Source organism: Plectonema radiosum NIES-515 (assembly GCF_025753815.1).
Lineage (GTDB): Bacteria > Cyanobacteriota > Cyanobacteriia > Cyanobacteriales > Nostocaceae > Hassallia > Hassallia radiosum_A.
Genome location: NZ_JAOWRF010000059.1, coordinates 1 through 2,998, shown reverse-complemented (window position 1 = coordinate 2,998; position 2,998 = coordinate 1). Strand labels below are relative to the sequence as shown.

General features: G+C 43.0%; 3 protein-coding genes. 2 read left to right on the top strand and 1 reads right to left on the bottom strand.

The annotated features are described in order from the left end of the window. Nucleotides 1–232 precede the first annotated feature (232 nt). Nucleotides 233–946, bottom strand: coding sequence for a GUN4 domain-containing protein (locus OGM63_RS03760; protein ID WP_263744167.1), 714 nt, complete (start codon nucleotides 944–946; stop codon nucleotides 233–235). A 280-nt stretch (nucleotides 947–1,226) separates the two neighbouring features. On the opposite strand from OGM63_RS03760, the gene OGM63_RS03755 reads away from it, so the two are divergent. Beyond that, entirely contained in the window at nucleotides 1,227–2,648 is a 1,422-nt protein-coding gene (locus OGM63_RS03755; protein ID WP_263744166.1) for an NADP-dependent isocitrate dehydrogenase, read from the top strand. A gap of 174 nt (nucleotides 2,649–2,822) precedes the next feature. Further along, nucleotides 2,823–2,998, top strand: a 176-nt coding sequence (locus OGM63_RS03750) for a type II toxin-antitoxin system HicA family toxin (protein WP_263744168.1), incomplete at its 3' end; no start/stop codon positions are given.

The window sequence follows — 2,998 nt, the reverse complement described above, 5'->3', positions numbered from 1 at the left end:
TGGGGTTTGGAGTTTGGGGTTTGGGGTTTGGGGTTAGGGGTTTGGGGTTTGGAGGAGCGTAATTTTACGTTTTGAGTTTGAAATTTAATAGGAATGACGCAAAAATAATTTAAAAGTCTATTATACAGTAGCGGGAATTCATGAATTCCCGCTACTTACGATCTCGTCAAATTGCGCTCATTCCTGTTTAAAAAAAAAATTCCATTCATAACTCATAACTCCTCACTCCTAACTAATTCCAAGCTGGATGAGAAAATAAAGAAGCAATTACACGCACTCCGCGCAATTGATTGGAAAGCGGTAAATGACCTTTAGGTGCGCTTAAATTCCAGGTAAACTCGTTTGGATAACGTGTCCAATTGTTGCCATTTTTCCAGCCAATTTTTGACCAAAAGTTCTCCCAATTTTTACTTAATCCCAACCAAATTTCTCGCTGTACCGAAAAGCCAAATTTGCCTTCAGAGTGGACTAACCACAGATGATTAATCGTGTGTAAGTCAGTGATGGGAAAATTTTCTACCTCGGTAAAATACAACCATTTTCTTTGAATAGCCGTTAATCCTGCGAGTTCGCACATTTTTTGCAAAGTCAAGCGATCGGCTGCTTGAAAGTCTTGGACGGCAAGTAGTTGTTGCAAACAATTGTAATCAATCCCGCACTCTGATTTTAGAGGTACAATTCCTTCAGGGAAACAGGAGAGCAGAAATTCTTTTGCCTTGGGTGCATTAGACTTGTAGAGGACTTGGTAGGCATTGCCATCAATCCAAGTCGCTTTAGTCTCACGACGTTTTAGTAAAAACTCCATCAATGCGTGCAATCCTTCATCACCGAGATCTGATAGCTGTAGAATCAGTTGTTGTTGGACACCGATAGACCCAGCAATTAACTGTTGAAGCAGAAGGTCGATGTCATTAGCAGTGCCTGGTACAATCATTGGGTCTGTCATGCAATTTCCGGAGTGTTAGCGTAATAGAGCGATCGCTATAGCCGTGCATTCTGTAAGCTGAAGCATTGATAGCGAAATGTAGTTTACTATTTTTGAGTGTACAAAAAGCAATGGTTTGACCGAATTCCTTACCTTTGTTCCCAATACTTCACACCGGGAATCAGGGTAAATTTTGCGCCTCATAAATGGCTGAAAACAAGATACACTAACATCTGCCGTCACTCTCAACAACCATTTTCTCAACCGGAACGGCAGCGTATTTATTAGGAGTGTGCAATATATGTACGACAAGATTACCCCCCCCACAACCGGAGCAAAAATCTCCTTTTGTAATACTGAACCGATTGTGCCTGATAATCCAATTATCCCTTTTATTCGCGGCGATGGCACAGGAATAGATATTTGGCCTGCGGCTCAAAAGGTACTTGATGCTGCGATAAAAGTAGCATACAAAGGTACGCGGCAAATTAGCTGGTTTAAGGTTTACGCTGGGGATGAAGCGTGCGAATTATACGGCACATATCAGTATTTACCCGATGACACCCTCACCGCGATTAAAGAATACGGTGTGGCGATAAAAGGACCTTTGACAACTCCCATCGGTGGCGGTATTCGTTCTTTAAACGTGGCATTGCGCCAAATTTTTGACCTTTACGCCTGCGTGCGTCCTTGTCGATATTATGCAGGTACGCCCTCACCGCACAAAAATCCCGAAAAACTCGATGTGATTGTTTATCGGGAGAATACGGAGGATATATATTTAGGCATTGAGTGGCGTCAAGGAAGCGAAATAGGCGATCGCCTCATCAAAATCCTCAATGAAGAATTGATCCCCGCCACCCCAGAACACGGCAAAAAGCAAATTCCCCTCGATTCTGGGATTGGCATCAAACCCATCAGCAAAAAGGGTTCCCAGCGCCTTGTCCGCCGTGCGATGAAACACGCCTTGCTTTTGCCGAAAAATAAGCAAATGGTGACTTTGGTGCATAAAGGCAACATCATGAAGTACACCGAAGGCGCTTTTCGTGATTGGGGTTACGAATTAGTACAGAGCGAGTTTCGCTCATGTTGCGTCACCGAACGCGAATCTTGGATTTTGAGTAATAAAGAGAAAAATCCCAACATCAGCTTAGAAGAAAACGCCCGGATGATCGATCCTGGGTATGATGGTTTGACTGAAGAGAAGAAAGGGCAAATTGTCAAGGAAGTTGAAACAGTTCTTAATGAGATTTGGGAAAGTCACGGCAACAGCAAGTGGAAAGATAAGGTAATGGTGAACGATCGCATTGCTGACAGTATTTTTCAACAAATCCAAACTCGACCAGATGAGTATTCGATTTTGGCGACAATGAACTTGAATGGTGATTATTTGTCTGATGCAGCTGCTGCGATCGTTGGTGGATTGGGGATGGGACCTGGGGCAAATATTGGCGATGTTTGTGCGATATTTGAAGCTACCCACGGTACTGCACCAAAACACGCTGGATTGGATCGAATTAATCCCGGTTCGGTGATATTGTCGGGGGTGATGATGTTGGAATATATGGGTTGGCAAGAAGCAGCGGATTTGATTAAGAAAGGATTGGGGAATGCGATCGCCCAAAGTCAAGTTACCTATGATTTAGCAAGGATGCTGGAACCGCCGGTCCAAGCGTTGAAGTGTTCGGAGTTTGCCGAAGCGATAATTAAGCAGTTTAAATAGCCCTCAGACTGGAAGTCTGGGGCTACACAAACAAAGCCCGCCTACGCGGGCTATAAATTTAGTAGGGTGTGTTATGGCAAAGCAATAGCCCACCCTACACCGGATGAATAGGAGAGTTATTATTACAGCATTTTTTTGATACTATATATAGTATTATAATAATTTTATATTTAAATGAGCAAATTAAATAAATTAGTGCAGGAATTCCTTAAGCAACCCCCGGAAGTGCGGTTTGAGGATCTGCGCTATTTATTAGAAGCTTTTGGTTTTGAAGAAAAAAGTTCAAAGGGTAGCCATCATAGTTTTCGAGACTCCGAAGGTAGAAAGGTAACAGTACGTGACATCTCCTA

Coding starts and splice junctions, on each gene's coding strand:
- OGM63_RS03760 (WP_263744167.1), bottom strand. CDS start 946: ATGACAGACCCAATGATTGTACCAGGCACTGCTAATGACATCGACCTT.
- OGM63_RS03755 (WP_263744166.1), top strand. CDS start 1,227: ATGTACGACAAGATTACCCCCCCCACAACCGGAGCAAAAATCTCCTTT.